Raw genomic sequence first — 22,649 nt, 5'->3', positions numbered from 1 at the left:
TTACTAGTTAGCTTTTGGACTAATTTGGTTAAAGACAAATTTTTCCAATTGCGCATCTAATTGTTCGCTACCATCTTTTTCTTGGCGGATGCGTATCATCATATAGCCGTATTCGGGTGCTAGCCAGGTTTCTGTTTTACGGCTGCTACCCTCGTCTCTGACACGAACTATCTTGATGGTATTAAAAGTGCCAGCTGGTACTTTAATTTGTTCTTCACCGACAATTTCAAATTCATAAAGCTTATCTTGCTTTTTGTGGTTGACCAAATAGTACTTTAGTGGGGTAACTTGATTGGTTAAATCTAACTTTAATTGTAACTGATAGCTAATTTCATCGAACCAAGCGATTGTGTTGTCTAGTTCTAGCGGTTTATCCGTTTCAATATCTATTACTTCAGAATTTTTAAACTCAAGCTGAGTGCTTTTATCGCTACCAGTTCCTTCGCGTTTAAAAAGATATCTTTTGGTCTGTATTTGACCATCTTTTATTACTAGCTCAGATGTCTCTCGACGTCTGTCACTTAATATCAGTAATGAAAGATTAGAAAAATAAGAAAGCGTGTATGAGTTTTCACCAATTTGAGACAATTGACTTTTTGCTGTACCTAAAGTCAATCGTCCTTTGGATATTTCGTATTGAGCATTAAAGGGCGTTAATGGAGTGGGGGTAATAGCATGACTGTTAGCAATAACAGCCATATTTAAAAAAACTAGGCCTGTAGATATTAAAGCACTAATTTTATTCAGCATATCGTATACCCGTAGCCTCTAATTGTTCGCCATTTAAAAATACTAAACTATTATCCATAGTTAGCTTGTTATCACAAAACCACTCTACCACTAAAGGGTAAATAATGTGCTCTTTTGTATGAATTCTTGCTGCTAAGGTGTCTGCTGTGTCTTCTGCAGTGATTTCTATCGCTGCTTGACAAACAACAGGGCCACCATCGAGCTCTTCAGTTACAAAATGTACGCTCACACCATGTTCTTTATCTTTCGCATCTAAAGCCCTTTGATGGGTATTTAGACCTTGATATTTAGGTAATAAAGAAGGATGTATATTGAGCATTTTACCCGCAAAGCGTTGGACAAATTCAGGGGTTAAAATCCTCATAAAACCAGCTAGTACGACTAAGTCTGGGTTATGAAGTTCAATTTTATCTGCTAAAACTTTGTCATAAGCTTCACGGCTATCAAAAGCTTTATGATCGACTACATGAGTTTGGATATTCGCATTTTGCGCTCTGGTTAAACCATAAGCATCAGCTTTGTTTGAAATAACGGCGCTGATAACGCCGTTAATTTGCTGACTGATACATGCATCTATTATGGCTTGTAGATTTGAACCACTACCAGATATAAGTACGACAATCTTTTTGCTTTCTTGCACTTATTTATACCATTTCAACTTGAGCTTCGTTTTCAGCAGCATCTTCAATGTGGCCGATTAACCAAGCTTTTTCGCCAGATTGACGTAAGCTTACAAGTGTTTTTTCAACATCATCTTGGTCAACAACTAAGATTAAACCAACACCACAGTTGAATGTTCTTAACATTTCAGTTGTTTCAACATTACCAGCTTGTTGTAACCAGTTAAATACTGACGGCCATTCCCAGCTTTTCTGGTTGATGACTGCTTTTGTATTAGCAGGTAAAACTCTCGGAATATTTTCCCAGAAACCACCACCAGTAATATGAGAAATCGCATTAACTGAAACTTCTTCTAATAATTTTAAAGTAGACTTAACATAGATTTTAGTTGGTTCCATTAGGTGTTCTTTTAATGGACGTCCATCTAAATCCTGGTCTAGGTCTGCATTGCTGACTTCTAATATTTTACGAATTAGAGAGTAGCCGTTTGAATGAGGGCCTGAAGAGCCTAATGCGATAAGTCGGTTACCCGCTTTTACTTGAGTACCATCTATGACATCTGCTTCTTCAACTACACCAACACAAAAACCTGCGATATCGTAATCGTCTTTCTCGTACATACCAGGCATTTCTGCTGTTTCACCACCAATCAGTGAACAGTTAGATAACTTACAACCTTCACCTATACCAGTAACAACAGATGCAGCAACATCAACATTTAACTTACCTGTTGCATAGTAATCTAAGAAAAATAGTGGCTCAGCACCTTGAACAATTAAGTCGTTCACGCACATTGCGACTAAATCAATACCAACAGTGTCATGGCAGTTTAAGTCAATCGCTAAACGTAATTTTGTACCAACACCATCTGTGCCAGATACTAATAATGGGCTTTTATATTTTGTTGGTAGTTTGCATAAAGCACCGAAACCACCTAAGTTACCCATAACTTCTGGACGTTTAGTTGCTTTTGATACACCTTTAATGCGATCAACTAATTCATTTCCAGCATCAATATCAACACCAGCATCTTTATAACTTAAGGAATTTTTTTGTTCGGCCACAGCGGCATCCACCTATCAATTAATTTCAAACAGAAAACAAATCTATTTTAACAAGTATAGTTTGCTAATAGAAAGCTTTTGTCTTTATATCGCAAAATAATTTTTAATTTTGTTTGATTTTTAATCACTTTACCAGTTTGTATGCAATATAAATTGAGTTTTATGATTTCCTAATCGTTTTTCGTGATTAAATGTTTTATGATCAAATTGTCTCAATATTAGGAAATTATACTTTGTGATTAGGACATTATTGCCCAAATTTACTTCAAATTTATCATTCACTTGGCTTTATCTTATTTTTACTAGCTGCTTTTCACTGACGGTGAACGCTATTGAAGTGAATGATTTATACCAGACTAAAATTGAAGTTGAAGATCAAAGCTATGATTCTAGAAAGTTAGCTTATCAGCTTGCACTTAAAGAGGTTTTTATTCGGGTTACCGGTAATCCCCAAATCGAACAAATCAGCAGCATTAAAAAAGCTATTCAGCGACCTGTGTCCTATTTAAATCGTTACCAATATGAAACACTGCAAGATAAGCTATTACTGCAAGTTCAATTTAACGAAACCGCAGTAAATAAGTTAATCAAACAAAATAATCAAACTATCTGGGGGAAACGCAGGCCATTGTTACTTTGGTGGATTGTAGTTGACAACCAAGGTCAGAAACATATTGTCGCTGATGGAGATGCTCAACCGAATACTTTGATTCAACTGCAAAGTAAAAAACGAGGCTTACCCTTACTTTTTCCATTAATGGATTTTGATGACCAAACCCAATTGACACTTACCGATCTTTGGGGGCGATTTCAAGCGCCTGTTTTACAAGCCAGCCAAAGGTATAACCCTGATTCAGTGGTAATGGTAAGAGTTTTTAAACAGGATAATGAACAAGAATCTGTTTTGGCTAATCAATGGATTGCGCAACTGACCTTAATAGAACAGGGGGAGCCTGTAACGCATGTGTTTAAAGCAGAAGAGCAAATTGAACTTTGGCCAGAAATGGTTGATTGGTTAGCAGATTATATGGCCGAAAAATATTCGATAAGAGCAAATAGTGTCAGCGCCGAATTTTTAAGTTTGACAGTTAATAATGTTAATGATGCAATTACCGCGATTAAAATCCAAGAATTTCTCGATTCTATTTCAGCAGTCGAAAAGTCTCAGATACAATCCGTCAATCCAAACGGTGTTAGCTTTAAATTAAAATTACTGGGCGAAGCCTTAGACGTGCTAGATGCGCTTTCTTTAGATAACCGGATTGAGATAGTTAAACCCAAATTTGGACAAGAACAACCAGCTATACCTAATTTATACCGCTGGAAAGGTTAAGTAATTTGAAACAACAGCTTACAATTGATTTTGCTTTACAATTAGAAGCAACATTTGAACACTTTTTTGCTGCGGATAATCAGGTTTTAATTGACAATCTAAAGCAATTTGTTGAAACCGAATCAGATATACCCAGTAAACAATTATTCTATATCCACGGTGGGAAAGGCGCAGGTAAGTCTCATGTGTTACAAGCACTCTGCCATTTTGCCGATCAAAAAGATAAACTAGCTCAATATTTGCCTGCTAACCAATTACTGGATATGTCACCAGAATTTACGTTAGGCCTAGAAAACTGTGAGTTATTATTAATTGATGATGTCCAATTATTTCAGCATAGCCCAATTTGGCAAACTACCATATTTGACTTAATTAATCGTTGTATTGAAGCAGGCAATAAGATTATTTTTACTGCTAATAAGCCAGCTGATCAAATTGACTTTACCCTTCCTGATCTTGTCTCTCGTTTAAATTGGGGCCAAAAATGGCCGTTATATGCTTTAGACGACGAACAAAGAAAAGCAATGCTGACATTAAGAAGCCAAGCTAGGGGGATTCCTATGAGTGACGAATTGGCTAATTTTATTGTCCTGAGGTGTCAGCAAGATAATGCAAGTATTCTGTCGTGTTTAGATAAATTAGATAAAGAATCTTTGCTGGAAAAAAGAAAAATTACCATTCCATTTGTCAAATCAGTGATGTCTTGGTAATAAAAAATGAATATTTGTCATGATAAATTTAAATAATCAGTTTAAATTTTGCGATAAAACGTTAAGCTTAGGCTTTATTCAGTGTATTATGCGCACAACTATGAATAACTAAGCTGAATTTGAGATTGATATGAAAGAAAGTATCTCTATTCAAGAATTTTTAGTCAGTCCTAATGATTTAGCAGATTGGCATGTCGATAGTGAATTAGCAGCTGATAATTATAATCAGGCGATTCACTGTATTTATCAACTGGTAGATGAAGATGTTGATGGCGATGTCTTACTTGGTTTATTAGAACAAGTATGGCAAGCGTTAGCAGCAGATGAATATCTAACCGAATTTGAAGATGAAAATGAAATTATTTTTTGGGCTGAGCAATATATTGAAACTCAATCTGAAGCATAATTTTTTAATGGTGTAATAATGCAAGAGACTACTGAGCTCAAAACAGTTAATCAAGAATCGGCAGAAACGACAGTGACTGCTGAAGTAGAAACAACAGAAGAACAAGTTGTTAAGTTAAAAGATTCACAGGTCGTGATTGCTTACTTAGCTGAAAAATTTCCAAACTGCTTTACGATTAAAGGGGCTGCTAAGCCGCTCAAAATTGGGATTTTTCAGGAATTAGCAGAAAGTTTAAAGGATGATGATAAAGTCTCTAAAACTGTTTTACGCTCTGCGTTACGTAAATATACTTCGAGCTGGCGATATTTAGAATCAGTTAAATTAGATGCTGACCGAGTTGATTTACAAGGTACTGCGGTTGCTAAAATTGAAGCTGAACATGCTGAGCATGCTGAAAAACAATTAGTTGAAAGTAAGCAAAAAGCGGCTGAACGACGTAAGCAAAATAAGCCAGCACGCAAAAAAGCGAATGTTCAAACACCAGATCGAGCTAAAAAATCGAATTTTAAATCGAAAAAAGACTCAGATAAATCTAAAGCTAAGCCTGCAGCTAAACCAGCGCGCGATCCTTCTTTACCATTGACGGTTGGTGAAAAAGTTCAAGTTTTATTAGGCAACTCGCCAGTAAGTTGTACCTTACAAGAAATAAGTGGTAACGACGTTGTTGTTATGACTAATTCTGGTATGACAATTAAAACTGAGAAAAATAAAATCGTTTAAAATCAATATTTCAGCTTGATTAGTCAGAATCAGCTATTATATATACTCAAGTAGTTTATTTTAAATCACCAGATTTATTCGCTACTTGAGGATAATCTCGATTCAAGTCTTTGGAGTAGAATGTATGAAATTTCCAGTTCGCAGTATTTTGCTGTCTTCTGTGCTCGTTTTTAGTCATCTTGTTCAGGCAGTAGATGCAACTGAAGAAATACCAGAACTTCCAAAGCTAAATCAAGAAAGCCAACATTCCCTAGCCAGTAAACGAATTTATCATGCTTTTACTCGTGAACATTATAAGCGGTTTAGCGTTGATGATGATTTTTCTCAAAAGGTCTTCGATCGTTACATCAAACAACTGGATTACAATAAACAGTTCTTTTTAGCTTCAGATATTGCTGAATTATCGGTTCATAAAAATAAGTTTGATGAAGCTTTTTATCGTGGGGAGTTAGATTTTGTTTATCAAATATATGAGCGTAATCTAGTTCGTCGAAAAGAGATGTTTACTTATGCCATTTCTTTATTAGATAAAGAAATGGATTTTACCAAAGATGATAATTATTACTATGACCGTGAAGACATAGAATGGCCAACTTCGGTTGATGAGTTAAAGGAATATTGGCGAACTAGAGTTAAATACGATGCGCTAAATTTAAAGCTTGCTGGCAAAGAGTGGCCAAAAATCCAAGAAGTTTTAACTAAACGATACAATATGGCTATCAAGCGTTTATCTCAGTCTCAAAGTGAAGATGTTTTCCAAACGGCTATGAATGCTTTTGCCCGAAGTATTGAAGCCCATACCAGCTATCTATCTCCGCGTAGTGCAGATAGATTCAACCAACAAATCAATTTAGAGCTTGAAGGGATAGGCGCTGTCTTATACACAGAAGACGATCACACTGTGATTAGAGAACTAGTACCAGGTGCGCCAGCGGAAAGATCAGAAAAAATTAAGCCCAAAGATAAAATTGTTGGTGTGGCTCAAACTGGTGAAGAATTTATTGACGTAGTGGGTTGGCGTTTAGATGATGTTGTGGACCTAATTAAAGGTCCAAAAGGTACTCAAGTTAGACTGCAGCTATTAAAAGGCGACTCTGCTGATAATCAAACTGTAGTAGTCCCTCTCGTGAGAGATAAAATTAGGCTTGAAGATCAAGCTGCCAGCTCTAAAGTCTATGTTCCAGATGCAGGCCCATACCAGGGTAGAAAATTAGGCGTTATTGAAATATCGAGCTTTTACAATGGCTTGACTAGAGACGTAATTAAAGAAATCAACTCATTACAAGCTGAGAATGTTGAAGGCTTAGTGGTTGATTTACGTGGTAATGGTGGCGGTTCATTACCCGAATCTATCTCATTGACTGGATTATTTATAGAAAAAGGTCCAGTCGTTCAGGTTCGAAGCGTAGGTAATAGGGTCAATGTTCATAGCGATCAAGATGCGAGTGTACTCTACAAAGGCCCTTTAATTGTGATGGTTGATAGGTACAGTGCTTCTGCATCTGAAATATTTTCCGCTGCAATTCAAGATTATGAGCGCGGGATAGTGGTTGGTGAACAAACTTTCGGTAAGGGCACGGTACAGGCTGCTCGACCATTAACTAAGCAATTAGACTTCTTGGTTAAGCCTTTAGGCAATATTCATTATACATTCGCTAAGTTTTATCGAATTAATGGTGGAAGTACACAGCACAAAGGTGTGGTGCCAGATATTAATTTTCCTTCAGCTATCAATGCCGAAGAGTGGGGCGAAAGCCATGAAGAAAATGCCTTGCCTTGGGATAAAATAAAAAGTGCTAATTATAGAGAGTTGGATGCTGTCGATCCAACAATCATTGATAAATTAACCACGAATCATTTAGCGCGGATTAAAACTTCGGCAGAGTTCGGTTATATATTTGATGACATAAAAGAATATAAAGACACTAAAGATAAAAAGTTCGAATCTTTGAAAGAGTCAGTCAGACTTGCTGAAAAAGAAAAGAATAAAGCTAAAAACTTACAAAGAACGAATGAAAGACTGGTCAGACTTGGTAAAGCGAAAGTTGAATCAATTGACGATGTGCCAGAAGATCTCGAAGAGCCTGACGTTTATTTAGATGAAACTGCTAATATTTTATTTGATTACATTGGTCAGTCTCCCAGTCATAAACTTGCTAAATCTTAGTACTAAAAGCTAGCCATTGTGGCTAGCTTTTTTATAGTTAACGCTAAACATTCCTTTAATTCTATAACTACAATAATTAATGGAGAGAGCTATGTCTCAATCTGAATTAACTGAATCTCATCAACTCTGGTCGAGCCGATTTGCCTATATTTTGGCTGCGACTGGTGCTGCGGTTGGATTAGGTAATATTTGGAAATTTCCTTACATCATGGGCGAAAATGGTGGTGGAGCTTTTGTTCTAGTTTACCTACTCTGTATCGTTTTAATTGGTATCCCAGTTATGATTGCCGAAGTTTATATCGGTAAAAGAGGCCGGAAAAGTCCACTTAGAGCGGTTGCGGAAGTCGCTAGGCAATCTAACGCTAGGCCGTTTTGGCAAGTCGTGGGTGGATTAGGTGTCGTTGCTGGTTTTTTAATTTTATCTTTCTATGCCGTCATTGCGGGTTGGGCCAGTGCATATGTGTTTAAATCTGCAGCAGGTACATTCAATGCGGCTGAACCTGAATTTTTATCCGAAATATTTAACGATTTAGTTAGTTCGCCAAAGCAACTTATACTTTGGACAAGTGCCGTATTGGTTGCGACTACAATTACAGTTGCAAATGGTCTGCAAAAGGGCTTAGAAAAAGCAATTAGTGTCATGATGCCTGTTATGCTCACTTTACTGGTTATTATTGCTATTTATGCCGCTATATTAGGTGACTTCTCGAGCGCTTTTCATTTTATGTTTTCACCAGATTTTTCTAAGTTGACAATAGAAAGTGTTTTAGTCGCATTGGGTCATGCTTTTTTCTCTCTTAGTTTAGCGTCTGGCATTATGATAATGTACGGTGCCTACCTTCCTAAAAATACTTCGATTGTAAAAACTTCAATTTGGATTGCAATTGCGGACACACTAGTTGCTTTATTGGCTGGGATTACTATATTTCCAATCGTATTTGCGAATAATTTAGAGCCAGGTGCCGGCCCTGGCTTAATTTTTCAAACCTTACCTTTAGCCTTTGGCCAAATGCCTGGCGGGCAGTTATTCGGCACATTATTTTTTGTCATGTTAGTGTTTGCTGCTTTCACTTCGGCAATCGCTTTGATCGAATCGAGTGTGGCGTGGTTAGTTGAAAAAATGGGCTTTAACAGACCATTAGCTGCTGTTTGTTGTGGTTGTTTACTATGGTGTTTGAGCTTACTGACTATTTATAGCTTTGCTGGTGCGCAATGGGCTCAACTGAATTTGTTTGGATTAGAAAAAAGTTTATTTGATTGGCTCGATTACTTAACAGCTAATTTAATGTTACCCATTGGCGGATTACTAATTTGTATTTTTGCCGCTTGGGTAGTGAAGGCAGAGGCATTTAAATCTGAATTAAAAGTCTCAGATAAAGTATTTAGTATTATTCAATTTTTATTACGTTGGTTAGCACCAGCTATGATAATTATTGTGTTCTTAAATTTGATTGATGTGTTGTAAACACTAAGTTGCATACGTCTTAAGGCATTCAATAAAAGATATTAATTATGAAAAATGAAATGAATACGCCAGCGGCAAAGCTGTTAAAAGATTACAAAAAGCCAAATTTTTTGGTTGATAACATCGAGTTAACGATAGAGTTAAATGCAGAGCAAACTAAAGTTTGTTCTAAAACCCGATATATTAACAACACCACTGGAAAGGGTGAGTTATTCTTAAATGGCGAGCAGCAAAAGCTTTTATCAATCAAATTAGACGGTCAAACGCTAACTTCGGATGATTATCATATAGATGAGTCTGGTCTTAGTTTTTCAACTAATTTGGATGCCTTTGAATTGGTCATCGAAACTGAAATTGATCCTGTCAATAACACATCTTTGGAAGGACTATACTTATCTGGCGGCGCCTATTGTACTCAATGTGAAGCAGAAGGCTTCAGGCGCATTACATTTTATCCTGATCGACCAGATGTTCTTGCTAAATTTACAACACATATTATTGCTAACACTAAAGAGTACCCGTATTTATTATCTAACGGCAATAAAACCGCAGAAGAAAAATTAGACGATGGTCGCACTAAAGTGACTTGGGTTGACCCATTTAGAAAGCCTTGTTACTTATTTGCCTTGGTGGCAGGTGATTTTGATGTACTTCGAGATAGCTTTACAACTAAATCTAATCGTGAAATTGCACTAGAGATATTTGTTGATAAAGGAAATATGGGGCGCGCACCTCATGCAATGGAGTCACTTAAAGCTTCAATGAGATGGGATGAAGAGCGCTTTAATCTTGAGTACGATTTAGATATTTACATGATAGTTGCGGTCGACTTTTTCAATATGGGCGCGATGGAAAATAAAGGCCTAAATGTCTTTAATTCCAGTTGTGTACTTGCAGATAGTCAAAGCGCCACTGATGCTGAATACTTACGTATAGAATCAATTGTCGGCCATGAGTACTTCCATAATTGGACGGGTAATCGAGTTACTTGTCGAGATTGGTTTCAGCTTAGTTTAAAAGAAGGCTTAACGGTTTTCCGTGATCAAGAATTTAGTATGGACCTAGGTTCCCGTGCCGTAAACCGCATACAGCAAGTTGGTGTTATGCGTGATCATCAATTTGCTGAAGATGCTGGCCCAATGTCACATCCGATTAGACCTGAATCTGTAATAGAAATGAATAACTTCTATACAGTAACAGTCTACGACAAAGGCGCTGAAGTCATACGTATGATGCACAGTATCTTAGGAGAGGATAAATTCCAGCAAGGTATGGCGCTTTATTTTGAGCGCCATGACGGTCAGGCTGTTACCTGTGATGACTTTGTTGCAGCTATGGAAGATGCTTCAAAGATTGACCTTAGCCTCTTCCGTCGTTGGTACAGCCAAAGCGGGACACCAATTGTCACTGCAACAGAAGATTATGATGCAGACTCAGGTGTTTACAAACTAACCTTAAGTCAAAACACTCAGCCGACGGCAGATCAAAAAAACAAATTACCATTACATATTCCGATTAATGTTGGTTTTTTTAGTCAAACTGGCCAGCCCTTGGCCGTCGAAGGTGGCGCAGAACAAGTATTAAACTTAACTCAGCCAAGTCAGACGTTTGAATTCAATGCATTTGAAAAGCCATATGTTTCTTTATTGAGAGATTTTTCAGCACCAGTTAAATTGAATTTTGAATACTCAGATGATGCACTTGCTTGTTTGATCCCTGCGGAGACCAGTGACTTTACTAAGTGGGAATTAACTCAAGCGCTTTATGTTAAACACCTAAAAGCTAAAATTTCAGATTCAAATTATCAATACCCATCCAGTATTCCACAAATACTGAAACAAATCTTGATGGATACTTCACTTGATAAAGCCTTACTGGCTGAATTACTGTGTTTACCAACTTTTGCGACCATGCTTGAGCATTTTGAAACAGTTGATGTCGATGCTATCTTAAGCGCGCGTAAATCTTTGATTGAGTTTATTGCTGAATCACTTGTCACTGAACTTCAACAAACATACAGTGCAAATCACAGCAGCCAATATCAATACAGTCAAAAAGCAATTGCGCAGAGAAGTTTAGCCAATGTCTGTTTATCATTGTTAGCTGATGTTAAGCAAGATTCACCAGCAGCGACTCAAGCGGAAATTGCTCAATTGGTTGTTGAGCAATTTGATTCGGCTGACAATATGACGGATTCACTTGCCGCAATGAATATCGCTAGAAAATTACCAGAGCAAGTCTTTTCAAATATATTAAAACAATTTGATCAAAAATGGCGTGGCGATGCTTTAGTTATGGATAAATGGTTCTCTACACAAGCAAGAATGGAATCCGACACCGTTTTTGATAAGCTCGATGATTTGCAGCAGCATCCAGATTTTAATTGGAAGAACCCTAATAAAGTTCGCTCTTTATTTGGTGCGTTTGCAATGGGAAATCATGAGCAATTTCATCATAGTAGTGGACGAGGCTATCAGTACTTAGCCAGTGTCATAACTAAGCTTAATACGATTAACCCGCAAATTGCGGCTAGGTTGATAAATCCGCTTATTCAATATAGAAAACTGGACCCATCAAGACAAAACCTGATTAAATTAGAGTTGGAAAAATTGGCCAAAATCGAAAATTTATCGAGTGATCTGTATGAAAAGATCACTAAAGCGTTAAAAGCATAACATCGTTTGGGCAGTGTCAACACACTGCCCATATTTCTCTTATTTCATTTCAATTTTTCATGTCATATTATCAAATTTATTTTTTTAGCTTAGACGTCTCTTATCAAGAGTGCAGTGTATTTTATACAGGGCAACTACCTAACGTATTGCTGATTTCTGAATGTGGTAAGCGAATTCAAGTACCGACTAGTAATTTAAGGCGCTTTATTAATAGTTCTGGATTGAAAGGACGCTTTAGAATGTTAGTTGATAGCAACAATAAAATTATGAGTTTCGAACAAACTAGCTAACTTCAAGTAGGAATAACAACTTGCTTTCTTGAAAGCCTTTTTCCTGATAACTGGGTTGAATCCGCTAGTAATAGCCAACTATTACTAGCGCAAATTTTCCTTAACTCCAAAAAAATGCCTCTCCATAAATAATCTAAATAACTTCATAGAATTAAATAATTTCTTATCCAAAATTAAGGTTAGTTAAATTTATTTGGAAAAATTTATTTATTTTCTATCCTTAGATAATAAATATCTAGACGGGATTCGATAATGAGATACATGAAGTTTAACCAAATTACTGGCTATCTAGCTGCGTGCCTTGTGTTATCTGGCTGTAATATTTCTATTCAAACAGACGAAGGGGAAGAGAGCGAATACCATTCTATTGCAGTTGAAAATATTTTTCCAACTGGTTTGGCTGCAGCTTCTCCTTTCTTAGAACAAGATAACTCGTTAATTATTGGGACTGCTGCTAGGTCTAGCAATTCAATCCCACACTATTTTTGGTCCACTCAGCGAATTGGCTTATTACTAAACAGTATTACACCTCTGCGTGATGTATTTATGCCTGAGAGTTTTTATCGAATTGCACATAATGCAAATTGCTTTGGCCCAAGTGTGAGTTTTACTGGCCACCCAAATGCAACGGATAGTACTAGCGAAAATGGTACTCTACCTGGTGGTGATTTAGGCATTTGGCTAGTTGAAGATGAAAATGGTGATGCATGTGCTGTAGCACAAACCAATGCTTTATTATCTGGTGTACAAGATCAGTCTAGAATGGCCCTTATGACACTAGCAAGCCTTATCTCTTCAGCAATAAGTCATGGTGAGTCATTACCAAGTGAAGGCCACACACTCAATTTGACTAGCTATATGAATACTCTAGGATTGATTAATGTGACTTTTGGTTTAGCTGAAATCACTCATAGTCTAGATACTTGGTTTTACCGTGTTGAATTTGATTGGGTAACAAGTGGCAATAGCTACTCAGTTTGGTTAGAAATGGAGCATATGCCAGGCAATGATTATTCAGAATACCAAGGGCATTTAAAATATATAGCCGAAGGAGAAAATGGCGTAACCGACGTTAATCTGCCAGGCAATAATTGCAGTCAAGACGAGCGAAGTTTAGCGGGCTCTTTAACATATGAAAGAGCAGGGGATAATATTAGCTTGCAAGCTCGCAATGCAACTTTATGTGGTCATAATGTCACCAGTGTTTTTACATCAGATGGGCTAGTTGATTCAGCTAATCAATATAATGTAACGACAAATATGAGTGGTTGGAGTGAAAATTTTAATATTTTTGGCGCTAATTTTGATTTAACAGATTTAAGTGGAGATTATACTTATGTTTGGCAAGCTGGTGTTAATGACTCGAATAGCCGAGTATTTAACATAGGTTTAAATCCGAATGAACCTATGGATGGTGAAGCGCATTATGGCTATGGTGATACTGTTGATAATACAGACGGCGCTATCCTAGGCTTTATTTGTGATTGGGCAACTCCATCAAGTACACATGCTTTGCAGGCATACACTCAAAGGCAATTTATTGAATATGATACTCTAACTAATACCTACCTAGGTAGCGATCATAGAGCTAATATTGAGTACGTGCCAACCTCAAGCTGTAGCTATGATGGCCTAGGTAACTTTGTTTTTGATATCGATGCGAGTGGTGTTTTGGGTGATATTACCGAAGAATCGGCATCTCAAGCCTTCATTCATGATTTATGGCAAGCGCCTGAAGGTTTGACGATTCAAGAAGGTTTATTAGCGAGAGGGATCCAAGTAGCAAATGTGCCATTAGGTTGGCCTGCAGATGGGTCTGAATAATAAAACTTAATATTCAGAAATAAAAAATCCAGAGTAGATCTTAAAAACTTAAGTACTCTGGATTTTTTTGAGGTCGATGCTGTAAGCCAGCGAGCAATTAACGTTGACGGAAAACGATGCGGCCTTTTGATAAATCATATGGTGTCATTTCGACAGTTACTTTATCACCAGTTAAAATACGAATGTAGTTTTTACGCATTTTTCCTGAAATGTGAGCCATTACAACATGTCCGTTTTCTAGTTCAACTCGGAACATAGTATTAGGTAAAGTGTCTAACACTGTACCCTGCATCTCAATGCAATCTTCTTTCGCCATTCAGTTAAAAACCTCAGAATTTAATTCGGTATAAAAATCGGCGCAGATCATGCCTTAACTAGCCTTGTAAGTAAAGCTTTTGCTGTTTTTTTCTCCGGATTAAAATTCAAATTGTAAATCCAGATGTGTTTGTAATTATCAGAAATTATTTATATGGCGATATAATGAGTTATTTTTCTGTATTTCACACAGTTTAGGATTAATTAGAGACTATATAGGGTAAACTAAATCAAATAGTTTTTAATTTACGAGCATTTCTTTTGGCGCTAAAACCAACCATTTATAAATTTAAAATCGGCTTGTCTGATTTTGATCGAGATTATTACGATAATTTAAATTTAACACTTGCCCAGCATCCATCAGAGACACTGGAGCGTATGATGGTTCGTTTGCTTGCTTTTTGTTTAAATGCAGATCCGGATTTAATTTTCACCAAAGGTCTAAGCTCAGTTGAAGAAGCTGATGTTTGGCTAAAAACGCTAGATGAGCAAACAAAACTTTGGATTGATGTTGGTGAGCCTTCCTTTGAACGGGTTAAGAAGGCAACCAGAATTTCAGATAAAGTTAAAGTATATAGTTTTAACACTAAGTCGGATGTATGGTGGAAGCAATCATCCGCCAAATTATCTAGTTTAAAAGCCGAATTTTATCAGTTTAATTTTGAACAAATTTCGGAATTAGTTAAATTAATTGATCGCAGTGTGTCCCTTTCATGTTCGATTTCAGCTAATTCTATCTTCGTCAGCTCAGATACAGCGGACTGTCAAATAGACTATAAAGTTTTAGATTAATGTAAGTTTTTTAAAAAAAGTTCATATTAATTTAATCTGATGATTAAATTTTTAGTATCATGAACTAAAATGAAAAAGCTTTTCTGCAATAGCCCCTACCTTTAGATGATTTAGTTAGATGGAAAAACAAGATTTAAATAATTTTTCAGCACTGAATGTTTTGATCATAGATGATCATAGTTTAGTCCACCATACTATAAAAAATACGCTGGCAGAATTAGGTGTCCAAAACATAGTTAGTGCAGAAAATGCCTACTATGCAATTCGTTTATGTGAAAAAACACGTTTCCATGTGGTTATTTGTGCTTTCAATGTTAAAAGTGATAAAGACGGTTTTCACTTACTCGAAGAACTTAAATTTAAAGGTTATGTGAACAAACGTACTGTTTTAATATTTTTGAGTGCTGATACAGAAGAGACTTTAGTTAATGGTATTGTTGAATTACAGCCAGATGATTTCTGGGTTAAACCACTGTCTCCAAAAAGTATAAAAGAAAGGCTAGCTTATATACTGGAAGTTAAGAAAACGCTTTTCAATGTCTATGAAGCATTTGATAAAAATGAATATAGTAAAGCGATTTATTATGTAGAAAGACACCTGCTTAATAATAAGTTACATAAATATCATTTAAATTTAATGCGAATGAAAGGGGATAGTTTACTCAACCTGCGAGAGTTTACAGAAGCTGAAACTTTTTACGAAGCGCTACTCGAATTGCATAAATATTCGTGGATGTATGTTGGCTATGCTAAATCATTAATTAAGCAAAATAAAATTGATGAGATATCTGAGCTACTGCAAAAGATGCAAGACAAGCCTGACACTCGGTTTGCGACCTATGATTTACTTGCAGAGCATTATATTGATCAACAAGATTATGAAAATGCTTACGACGTAATCAAGAAGGCGACTAAATTATCACCTAGAAACATAGAAAGAAATAAAAAATTCTGGGATCTTGCTCGTCTAAATCATGATCATGAAGGTCAATTTAAAGCAACTCAAGCTATGGCTAGGATTGCTAAAAACTCAGTCCATGATTCGCCAGACTTAACTTTAAATGTAATCCGCGCTGGGATTGATTTCGCGTCAACCTTGCCTGAAGAGTCGTCTAAAAAAATCTTACGTCAAGTAGAGCATTCTATTCATGAATTAGAAGGACAAGCTCAAAGTGCTTCACAGCTAAAAGAGCAAATATTTATTACTAAGGCTCGAGTCTTTAACTTAAAAAATGAAAGGGACCTAGCTGAGCGTTTAGTTGATGCACACGTTTCGCTAAAAGCTAAGCCTTCTTTGGAAGATAACTTGGATAAAGTTAAAGTGTTCCATGAATTAGGTAAAAGAGAAGAGGCTTTGGTATTGCTTGAGTCGGTACAAAAACAAATAACGGGTGACAATTTAACAGGTCAAGTTGTGAGTCGTTATATAGAGCAAGAATTAAAAGCCTGTTCTGAAATTCATTTCACAGCTAAACAATTAAATGAGATGGCTATTGAATATTTTAACAAGAGCCGATTTGAAGCCTCAATTAATTCGCTAAACCAAGCTTTGATGTTAACCCCTAAAAATGCACGAGTTATGTTGAGCATATTAAAAGTATTAGTGGTTATCCATCGGAAAGACGGATTAGATACAGATCAGAGAGAAACTGCAAATGAGATAGTTGATCTGTTAGGTTCCTCTAAGCTAAACGAGAAGCAATTTAAGACGTTTAAAAGCTTAGAACAAGAGTTGCAAGGGATTATCAGTGTAAGTTAAGCCTTGGACGTTGTAAGCCAATGTCCAGCAATTAGTTTTTCATGCGGTTGGTATTCTGTTTTATAGTTCATTTTTTGGCATTCATCTATTTGGTAGCCTAAATAAACATAATTACGCTGAGTGATTTTAGCAAACTCGACCATTTGTAATATTGCAAATCGACCTAAAGAATAATGAGAGTAATCAGGGTCAAAAAAAGTATAAACAGCAGAAAAACTATCAGGTAGACAATCGATAACTGAAATACTGATGAGTTTATTTTGATCGTATACCTCTAAAAAACCAACCTCGAGCCAACTAGCAGAGACAAAGTTTTCAAATTGGGCTAAATCTGGCGGAAACATAGTACTGTCGCTATGCCTTTGATTGATATACTTTGAATATAGCTCGAAATATTGGCTTGGTATGGCTTTTTTATTAATTCGAGTTGTGAAATTTTGGCACTTTTTCGCTGTTCTTTTTTGATTGCGACTTAAGCTAAATTCAGCTGCGGGTATGCGGATTGAAATACATTGTTGACAAGATTCGCAATGAGGCCTGTAAACTTGCTCACCACTTCGTCTAAAGCCTAAATTAAGCATTACTTCGTAATTGGTTGGATTATAAACAATATCATCTATCGCAACGAGTAACCTCTCATATTGTTCGGGTAAGTAGTTACAAGGAAAAGCTTGGCTGATGCCAAATTTGATCGGGATATTACCACTCATATTTTAATTGCCTCTTATGCCAAACATCAGAAGAAATGGAGGCTTGCTGTAATTCGGCTGAGATGGTTAAAAAATCATTGCGTTCAATTTCATAAATCCCAAGTGTTTGTAAATGACTATTTTGCATTTGGCAATCTATTAACTGGATGCCAAACTTTTTTGCTAACTCACAAAGCTGCCAGAATGCCGCTTTAGAGGCATCTGTGGCGAGATGAAACATAGATTCACCGCAAAATAATGCGCCTAGGCCAATACCGTATAGACCACCGACTAATTTATCGTTTTGCCAAACTTCTATTGAGTGGGCATATTTTTCTTCGTGTAATTTTGTATAAGCTGAAATCATTTCGTCGCTAATCCAAGTGCCTTCTTTAACTCTAAGTTTAGCGCAGTTTTGAATAACGTCGGAAAACGCTTGATTGACTGTAAACGAGAAATTACTTCTTTTGATGCTTTTTTTGGTACTTCGGTTTAATTTGAACTCAGCTGGTGTTATCACACCTCTAGGATTAGGGCTCCACCAAAGTATAGGCTCTTCGGGGTTAAACCATGGAAAAATACCAAGCTTATATGCATTGATAAGTCTTGTACTAGATAAGTCACCACCAATCGCGAGCAAGCCGTTTGGATTATCGAGCGCGAGCTGTGGGTTAGGAAAGGTTAGATCATCACTGGATAATTGGTATAGAGCGATTTTTTACCTCCACTAATTCGTTTTTTAAACAAATAGTTAATTTAGAACTAAGTCGATAAACGTTTCGACCTAGTTCTAATCTTGCGTCTAATACCTAGCGCTATTTAAGTGCATCTAAATAGCGCTCTGCATCAAGGGCAGCCATACAGCCTGTACCAGCAGATGTAATTGCTTGGCGGTAAATGTGGTCACATACGTCACCAGCAGCATACACACCTTCAACACTTGTTGCAGTGGCATTACCATTTAAGCCAGATTGAATCACAATATAGCCATCTTTCATTTCTAACTGACCTTCAAAAATATCAGTATTTGGCTTGTGTCCAATTGCGATAAATACGCCTTGTAATTCTAACTCGTTAGTTGCATCAGAATCAGTTGCTTTTAGGCGTACACCTGTTACGCCCATATCATCGCCTAAAACTTCGTCTAAAGTCTGGTTAACGTGTAAGATGATGTTACCGTTTTTCACTTTTTCGTTTAGACGATCGACTAAGATTTTTTCAGCTTTAAAGCTATCACGTCTGTGAACTAGGTGAACTTCAGCAGCAATGTTAGATAAATAAAGCGCTTCTTCAACTGCAGTATTACCACCACCGACAACCGCTACTTTTTGGTTACGATAAAAGAAACCATCACATGTTGCACATGCAGATACACCTCGGCCTTGGAATGCTTCTTCCGATGGTAAACCTATATACTTAGCAGAAGCACCAGTACAAATGATCAGAGAATCACATGTATATTCACCAGAATCGCCCGTTAAGCGGTAAGGTTTTTGAGAGAAATCAACTGTGTGAATGTGATCAAATAAAATTTCTGTTTCGAATCTTTCAGCATGTTCTTTCATGCGGTCCATTAAAGCAGGACCTGTTAAGTCATGCGCATCGCCTGGCCAGTTTTCTACTTCAGTTGTCGTGGTTAATTGACCACCTTGTTGCATACCAGTTACTAAAACCGGATTTAGGTTTGCACGAGCCGCGTAAACAGCGGCAGTATAACCAGCAGGACCTGAGCCTAAAATTAGTAGGCGACAGTGTTTTGCTTCACTCATTATATATCTCCAAAATCAGCATTAAGCCATTAATATGGTCAATTCATCATATCTCAAGTCAAGAATGACTGATAATCGAAAAAAATGATTTATTTAATCTATTTTATTGCGGTACCGACATCAAGTGCTTCAAACCAATCTAGGAATTTACCGACATTTTCTCCGGTAAATATCCGGCCATGCTGAGGTGCCATAATTTCAATGTCTAATTTTCTAACCCGGTTAATCCAGTCTAGCTTAGCGGCATTTGATGGCATCCACCTTTGGTGAAACCCTTTCATTTTAGGGATATGTTGTTCAAAATTATCAACATAGAGTGGGGCATCGACATCTTCTAATGCAGCGCCAACATCACCACTCATTAATAATTTACAACTAGGATCATAGATATGAAAATTACCAGAAGAATGGAGATAATGGGCTGGCACCATTTCAACACTGTGACTACCTAGATCAATTGTGCCGCCTTCATCCGGAACTGCGACATATTCGATATTATTCATTCCAAAATGGCGGATAAACCCTTCCCAAAGCCAAGGTGAATGCAGCTTAGCATTTGGTAATGCTTGATCCCATAAACCGAGCGAAGAGATGATGTCTGGATCTTGGTGAGATGCAAAAATATCCGTGATATGTTCGACCGATGCGTGCCGTAACACTGCACCTAACATGGGGGCAAATAACTCTATCCCGCCAGGATCCATTAATAAGGCTCTTTGACCTGCAACTAACATGTATTGGTTTGTGTCGATAATTTTATTTGGCTTTTCGTTATCTCGGCCAAACATTAGCCATTTCGAATTAGAGGATTGTGCAATTTCGGTTGTTTTCATCTTGTTTTTCTATCCGTATTAGAGAGCAATTGACTTGCTTTGTTTAATTCCGATTTGATTTGTTGTGCTGAAGTATCAATATTTTCAGATATCACTTCAAGTTGATTTTGGTATTGTCCTGATTGTGATGCTTCAATTTTTGACATACTTGATATAACACTTGCCGATCGAATTTGTTTCGCTGTTTCATCTAACAGTGAAGATAATTCAGAGATTAATTTATTGAACCTCTGATTAAGTTCAATAATAAGGCCTTGGTTTTGTTTCAGCATAGGTCTGATTGAATCTATATATTGCGCATCACTTGATCGAGAAATAACGTTTTCAAATCTAAGTTGAGCTTGTTGCGCTCTTTCTAATTGAGTTGCGACCATACTAATTTTAATCGCTATCATATTAATGCTTTGCGCTAGGGATATAGTTGAAATGGCCAGCTCTTGTATAAAGCCTGTTATAGCTGCAAATCCTACGGCTACTTGTCCAGCTCGAGCTGTAATTGCTCTTGCATTTTTTGCGGTTAGCGACAATTTCTCAGCTATTTTTGTTGCTGAATATAAATGGGCTGATATTTGGGCAGATACTACAAAAAAAACAGGGGATTTAGCTAGCGCCATATTATCCGAAATTCCGTTTGGTCTTCTTATGTTGATAAGCTTAGAACAGTATCAAGAAATTTCTATGTTTAAGATCAAAAATTTATAGCTAAATAGTGCTAACTCATCTGTTTTAATTATTTCAAAGATCAGTAGAGTCTAAAGCTTCTTAAAGTATTGAATTGGATTTGATGGTATTTTGTTTGATGAAGTGAAATATTAGTACTGTTTGAGCACTCTAGGTGTAATGAAATTGAATCAGAACCTAATAAGGCATAGCATCAAGTACTGACACTATGCCAAGTTACAGTATTCGGCAGAAGCTAATTAATCCAGAGATGGGTTAAAATTGAAGCTATATAGCCAAGTGCAATTGCCCAGCTCCATTTTAAATGACCAAAGAATGAGTAATTACCTTTAGATTGCCCCATAAGCGCAACGCCCGCAGCTGAACCAACAGATAATAAACTGCCACCAACACCAGCTGTCATAGTCACGAGCAACCATTGATCTAATCCCATTGCAGGGTTCATATTGATAACAGCGAACATGACAGGGATGTTGTCGACAATTGCAGATAAAACACCAGCTACAATATTAGCGTAAGTTGGATCCCAGTTGGTATACATAGCTTCAGAAATAAGCGTTAAATAGCCCATAAAACCTAATCCACCAACACACATTACAACACCAAAGAAGAATAATAAGGTATCCCATTCAGCTGCAGCTATTTTAGAAAATACATCAAATGGAACAACCTGACCTAAACGCTTAAGTGCTTTTTCATCTTTACGTTGTTGTGCTTCGGTACGCTTTTTCTCTAATGATCTTGGTAAAGATTTTCTTAAATAATAACCAAAGAATTTTAAATAACCTAAACCTGTCATCATGCCTAACACTGGCGGCATACCAAATGAATTAAATGCGATTACAGAGGTAATTATGGTTAAGATAAAAAGGAAAACGATGCGTTTCGCGCCGCGTTTCATTTCAAACTCTTCTAGAATAATTTGGCTAGGTTCTGAGCTGATGAATAAGCTCATAATAACTGCTGGGACTATGAAGTTAACAACAGAAGGAATGAATAAAGCAAAGAATTCAGTAAAGCCAACTAACTCAGCTTGCCACACCATTAGGGTAGTGATGTCACCAAATGGACTAAAAGCACCTCCGGCATTTGATGCAACAACAACATTGATACAAGCTATATTAATAAATTTTTTATTACCTTTGGCGACTTTCAAAATAATCGCACACATTAACATTGCGGTCGTTAGATTGTTGGCAAATGATGATATAGCAAAGGCAAGAATACCTGTTAACCAGAATAAATTACGTAAACTTAAGCCTTTAGACATCATCCAAACACGAATCCCGTCAAATACTTTTCGTTCTTCCATCGCATTGATATACGTCATGGCAACCAATAAAAATAGTAGTAGCTCAGCATATTCTAATAAATTATGCTCAAAAACTGATTTCGCCAGTTCTTGCATACCATTTTGAGTATAAACGTAACCTAAAATGAACCAAATCACACCAGCGGCGACTAATACTGGTTTAGATTTTCTTAAATGCAGATAATCTTCAGCAATAACAAGGCTGTAAGCCAAAGCAAATAAAAATAAAGCAAAATAGCCAGCCCAATGAGAGGTTAAGTCTAATGCGTGATTGCCCGTTGCTTCTAAGTTCAAACTGCTTGCCAATACACTTGATGGAATGGCGATTAGCAAAAAGAAAGTTATAAATTGGTATAAATAGGAATGTTTTTTGAAGTTAGTTAAACTCATCTGCCGATACTATTTTAGGTTGCACTATAAGCGCGCAATCTACCACAATATCAAGTTAACTGAAATTTGATTTTGACATTTTTA

21 protein-coding genes are annotated in these 22,649 nt (G+C 36.8%); 11 read left to right on the top strand and 10 right to left on the bottom strand.

The annotated features are described in order from the left end of the window. Positions 1-3 precede the first annotated feature (3 nt). Genes XM47_RS03850 through purM form a run of 3 tightly spaced genes read right to left on the bottom strand, consistent with a single transcriptional unit; the run spans position 4 to position 2,435 of the window. Entirely contained in the window at positions 4-750 is a 747-nt protein-coding gene (locus tag XM47_RS03850) for a DUF3108 domain-containing protein (RefSeq protein ID WP_048689886.1), read from the bottom strand. Further along, entirely contained in the window at positions 740-1,390 is a 651-nt protein-coding gene (purN, locus tag XM47_RS03845) for a phosphoribosylglycinamide formyltransferase (protein WP_048689884.1), read from the bottom strand. The genes XM47_RS03850 and purN overlap by 11 nt, the downstream gene beginning before the upstream one ends. Positions 1,391-1,394: 4 nt before the next feature. Further along, positions 1,395-2,435 (bottom strand): phosphoribosylformylglycinamidine cyclo-ligase, encoded by a 1,041-nt coding sequence (gene purM, locus XM47_RS03840; RefSeq protein WP_048689882.1) that lies wholly within the window; start codon positions 2,433-2,435, stop codon positions 1,395-1,397. A 250-nt stretch (positions 2,436-2,685) separates the two neighbouring features. On the opposite strand from purM, the gene XM47_RS03835 reads away from it, so the two are divergent. From XM47_RS03835 to XM47_RS03800, 9 genes are all read left to right on the top strand, one after another. After that, positions 2,686-3,768 carry a DUF2066 domain-containing protein gene (locus XM47_RS03835; RefSeq protein ID WP_172656497.1) on the top strand — a complete coding sequence of 361 codons (1,083 nt, stop codon included), beginning with the start codon at positions 2,686-2,688 and terminating at the stop codon, positions 3,766-3,768. A gap of 5 nt (positions 3,769-3,773) precedes the next feature. Beyond that, positions 3,774-4,478, top strand: coding sequence for a DnaA regulatory inactivator Hda (hda, locus tag XM47_RS03830; RefSeq protein WP_048689876.1), 705 nt, complete (start codon positions 3,774-3,776; stop codon positions 4,476-4,478). A 130-nt stretch (positions 4,479-4,608) separates the two neighbouring features. Next, positions 4,609-4,884, top strand: coding sequence for a hypothetical protein (locus XM47_RS03825; protein WP_048689874.1), 276 nt, complete (start codon positions 4,609-4,611; stop codon positions 4,882-4,884). Positions 4,885-4,902: 18 nt separating this feature from the next. After that, positions 4,903-5,604, top strand: coding sequence for an RNA chaperone ProQ (gene proQ / locus XM47_RS03820; RefSeq protein ID WP_078061832.1), 702 nt, complete (start codon positions 4,903-4,905; stop codon positions 5,602-5,604). A 124-nt stretch (positions 5,605-5,728) separates the two neighbouring features. Further along, positions 5,729-7,771 (top strand): carboxy terminal-processing peptidase, encoded by a 2,043-nt coding sequence (prc, locus tag XM47_RS03815; protein WP_048689872.1) that lies wholly within the window; start codon positions 5,729-5,731, stop codon positions 7,769-7,771. Positions 7,772-7,862: 91 nt separating this feature from the next. Further along, positions 7,863-9,236, top strand: coding sequence for a sodium-dependent transporter (locus XM47_RS03810; RefSeq protein WP_048689869.1), 1,374 nt, complete (start codon positions 7,863-7,865; stop codon positions 9,234-9,236). Positions 9,237-9,295: 59 nt separating this feature from the next. Then, on the top strand, positions 9,296-11,911 hold the full coding sequence (pepN, locus tag XM47_RS03805) for an aminopeptidase N (RefSeq protein ID WP_048690097.1): 2,616 nt from the start codon (positions 9,296-9,298) through the stop codon (positions 11,909-11,911). A gap of 59 nt (positions 11,912-11,970) precedes the next feature. Continuing rightward, a complete protein-coding gene (locus XM47_RS18830; RefSeq protein ID WP_077066459.1) occupies positions 11,971-12,201 on the top strand; it encodes a DUF2835 family protein in 231 nt (76 codons plus the stop codon). Between the two features lie 252 nt (positions 12,202-12,453). After that, entirely contained in the window at positions 12,454-14,025 is a 1,572-nt protein-coding gene (locus XM47_RS03800) for a hypothetical protein (protein ID WP_149865444.1), read from the top strand. A gap of 97 nt (positions 14,026-14,122) precedes the next feature. On the opposite strand, the gene infA is transcribed toward XM47_RS03800, so the two are convergent. Next, complete coding sequence (gene infA, locus XM47_RS03795; protein ID WP_048689862.1) at positions 14,123-14,341, bottom strand: translation initiation factor IF-1; 219 nt, start codon at positions 14,339-14,341, stop codon at positions 14,123-14,125. Positions 14,342-14,601: 260 nt separating this feature from the next. On the opposite strand from infA, the gene XM47_RS03790 reads away from it, so the two are divergent. Continuing rightward, positions 14,602-15,132 (top strand): YaeQ family protein, encoded by a 531-nt coding sequence (locus XM47_RS03790; RefSeq protein ID WP_048689859.1) that lies wholly within the window; start codon positions 14,602-14,604, stop codon positions 15,130-15,132. A gap of 118 nt (positions 15,133-15,250) precedes the next feature. Beyond that, positions 15,251-16,891, top strand: coding sequence for a response regulator (locus tag XM47_RS03785; RefSeq protein WP_048689857.1), 1,641 nt, complete (start codon positions 15,251-15,253; stop codon positions 16,889-16,891). On the opposite strand, the gene XM47_RS03780 is transcribed toward XM47_RS03785, so the two are convergent. The 6 genes from XM47_RS03780 to nhaD all read right to left on the bottom strand — a co-directional run bounded on the left by XM47_RS03780 (position 16,888) and on the right by nhaD (position 22,565). Next, positions 16,888-17,601: an arginyltransferase gene (locus XM47_RS03780; protein WP_048689854.1), complete on the bottom strand. Its 714-nt coding sequence runs from the start codon at positions 17,599-17,601 to the stop codon at positions 16,888-16,890. The two genes, XM47_RS03785 and XM47_RS03780, sit on opposite strands and share 4 nt — an antisense overlap. Further along, positions 17,591-18,220 (bottom strand): leucyl/phenylalanyl-tRNA--protein transferase, encoded by a 630-nt coding sequence (gene aat, locus XM47_RS03775; RefSeq protein WP_245623416.1) that lies wholly within the window; start codon positions 18,218-18,220, stop codon positions 17,591-17,593. Before aat ends, XM47_RS03780 begins: the two co-directional genes overlap by 11 nt. A 175-nt stretch (positions 18,221-18,395) precedes the next feature. Then, entirely contained in the window at positions 18,396-19,349 is a 954-nt protein-coding gene (gene trxB / locus XM47_RS03770; protein ID WP_048689850.1) for a thioredoxin-disulfide reductase, read from the bottom strand. Positions 19,350-19,447: 98 nt separating this feature from the next. Next, on the bottom strand, positions 19,448-20,182 hold the full coding sequence (locus XM47_RS03765; RefSeq protein ID WP_048689848.1) for an oxygen-binding di-iron domain-containing protein: 735 nt from the start codon (positions 20,180-20,182) through the stop codon (positions 19,448-19,450). Next, the gene (locus XM47_RS19025) at positions 20,179-20,796 is read right to left on the bottom strand and encodes a hypothetical protein (protein WP_149865443.1); all 618 of its coding nucleotides are present in this window, start codon (positions 20,794-20,796) and stop codon (positions 20,179-20,181) included. The genes XM47_RS03765 and XM47_RS19025 overlap by 4 nt, the downstream gene beginning before the upstream one ends. Before the next feature lie 302 nt (positions 20,797-21,098). Then, a complete protein-coding gene (gene nhaD / locus XM47_RS03750) occupies positions 21,099-22,565 on the bottom strand; it encodes a sodium:proton antiporter NhaD (RefSeq protein ID WP_078061830.1) in 1,467 nt (488 codons plus the stop codon). Positions 22,566-22,649: the final 84 nt, after the last annotated feature.

Source organism: Catenovulum maritimum (assembly GCF_001050375.1).
Classification (GTDB): Bacteria; Pseudomonadota; Gammaproteobacteria; order Enterobacterales; family Alteromonadaceae; genus Catenovulum; species Catenovulum maritimum.
This window is presented reverse-complemented; position numbering and strand designations above follow the sequence as displayed.